This is a genomic window from Streptomyces sp. UNOB3_S3 (genome assembly GCF_020740895.1).
Taxonomy (GTDB): domain Bacteria; phylum Actinomycetota; class Actinomycetes; order Streptomycetales; family Streptomycetaceae; genus Streptomyces.
On sequence record NZ_JAILXP010000624.1, the window covers coordinates 1 to 2,131 of the forward strand.

Sequence of the window (2,131 nt, forward strand, 5' to 3'; positions counted from 1 at the left end):
TTGGCGGCGGCTTCGGCGAGCTGGCGGCGGGCGGCCTTGCGGGCGGCACGGTCGGTGCCGTGCGGGGTGAAGAGGGGAGAGGCCGATGCGCGGCGGGCGCGGCGGGCGGGCCGGTGGGTCATCGGTGGTGCTCGATTCGGCGGTGCCCGCTCACGAGGCGCTGGTGTGGCCGTGGAGCGGGGTGTTGAGGTCGGTGGGGGTGGTCTTGCGGCGGATGGCGTGGCCGGCGGCCAGGTGTCGCTGGCAGATGGTCAGCACCGGCGGTCCTTCCGGCAGCCGCTCGGGTCGGCACTCGGTGCCCGCGCTGCTGTTGGGCGCCGGGGGCAGCAGGTGGAAGGCGTCGTGCACGGCGGCGGTGGCCTGCCACAGCCGGGCGTGTGCCGTAGCGAGATGCCGGCCTGCTGCCGGATGCGGGGGCCGGGTGGTCTCGGCGAGGTGGTCGAGCAGCTGGTGCAGCGCGGTGAGGTGCGCGTGCAGCACGTCGAGCTGGACACGGTCCGCCGGGCCCGGCGCTGCCGCGCTGAGCGAGCGGCCGTGGTGGCGGATGCCGGCGGTGGCGGCCCGCAGATAGGGATGCGCATCGGCGGGGGAGAGGGAGGTCAAAAGAGCAGAATCCTTCCTGCCGGTGACGGCAGGCACGGGTTACAGGGCGGTGCGGGCCAGGGGGAGGGCGCCCATGGTCAGCGCTTCGGGCTGCTGGAAGAGGAGACGTCGCAGGTCGACCTGGGCGGTGACGGCGGCGGTCTCGATCTGCGCGCAGGCCGCGTCCAGCAGGGCGTCGGTTTCCGCGCTGACGGTGAGCAGGCCGGTCAGGACGACGTCGGCGTGGCCGGCGATGAGCTGGCGTTCGCGGACCTTGACGTCGGCGTACTCGATGGAATCGGCCTCGTTGTCGACTTGGCCGCGGCGGGCGCGCTCGTTGGCGTCGGCGATGATCGCGGCCTTCTTGCGCTGCACGTCCCGCAGAGCGGACTCCAGTCCTTGCGGAGCGTATATAAGGGAGAGGCTGCGACGGACGCCGGCGGTGAACATCAGCCCGTGCAGGAAACCGGGCGAGGTCTCGGTGCGGGGCCAGTCCTCGATCCAGTAGGTGGCGTGCCGGGCGGAGTCGGTGATCACCCGGTCGGACTCCTCGACCTGGACGACGGGCCCGGCGGCGGCCGGGTCGGCTTCGGCCCGCCCGGATTCCGACCACTGCTGAAGGCGGGAGAGTGCCTTCGGGTCGTAGGCAGTGCGGACGACGGCTGCGATTTCACGCGCCGTCAGCCAGCCCGTCACCATCAGCCCCGCACTCCGGGCCGCCTGCGCGACCGAGGCGGTGGTCTGCTCCATGACCGTGAACGCGCCGGGCAGCCCGCCGCCGGCCTGGCTGATGAGCCGCTTGGCAGCCTTCATGTCCAAGGAGATCGCCAAGTACGCCTCGTGCGGAGCGGCGGCCGGGCCCGCGGAAGCGACGAGGTCGGCGTACACCTGCCCGGCCACCGGGGTCTCGGGGCGGCCCTGCTGGGCCCAGTGCCGCGCGAGGGTGTCGCCGGAGTCGGGGACGGTGCGCTCCAGGACCTGCACGGTGGCGATGTGCCCGGTGCGGGAGATACCGGCGAGGGCACGGCCCCAGGACTGGACGTTGTGGTTCTGAGTGGCAGGGTCCAGCAGCGCGAAGGCCCGGGAGGAGACACGGGCGACGGCGGTCAGCGTCTGGTGGTGCGGGTCGTGCACCGCGGCGGCGCCATTGGCGCTGTCGCCGGGGGTGACCACCCGCAGCGAGGCGGTGGTGCCGGGCAGGTGCAGCAGACCGTCCTGGTGGGGGCGGGAGACCGGCCGGGCCAGCCACAGCGTCTGGCCGGTACGCCGGCGGTAGGCGTAGCGCATGACGATGGGGGCCCAGTCGATCAGGGACCGGCCGTTGCGGCGGATCGCGACCAGGGCCGTGCTCGCCACCCACAGCGGGGTCAGGGCGATCGCGCCGACCAGCCCGGTGCTCACCACGGTGACCAGCAGCAGGGCCAGGGTGCAGGAGACGAGGACGAGCTGGGGCAGGGACAGGCCGAGCAGGATCCCGCGCCGGGAGCGGTGGGGGAATTTGACCGTCAGGGGGGCGACGGAGAGATCAGACATGAGCTGCTCCGGGAAG

Annotated in this window: 2 protein-coding genes; both read right to left on the reverse strand. The window is 73.3% G+C overall.

The window, feature by feature from the left end; all coding sequences use genetic code 11:
* Positions 1-150 precede the first annotated feature (150 nt).
* Entirely contained in the window at positions 151-603 is a 453-nt protein-coding gene (locus K6I33_RS34440) for a DUF6238 family protein (protein WP_229358737.1), read from the reverse strand.
* Between the two features lie 39 nt (positions 604-642).
* On the reverse strand, positions 643-2,115 hold the full coding sequence (locus K6I33_RS34445; RefSeq protein ID WP_229358738.1) for an SCO6880 family protein: 1,473 nt from the start codon (positions 2,113-2,115) through the stop codon (positions 643-645).
* Between the last annotated feature and the right edge of the window lie 16 nt (positions 2,116-2,131).

What these genes read in the sequence shown, in the direction of transcription:
- K6I33_RS34445 (WP_229358738.1), bottom strand. Translation starts at nt 2,115, where the DNA reads ATGTCTGATCTCTCCGTCGCCCCCCTGACGGTCAAATTCCCCCACCGC.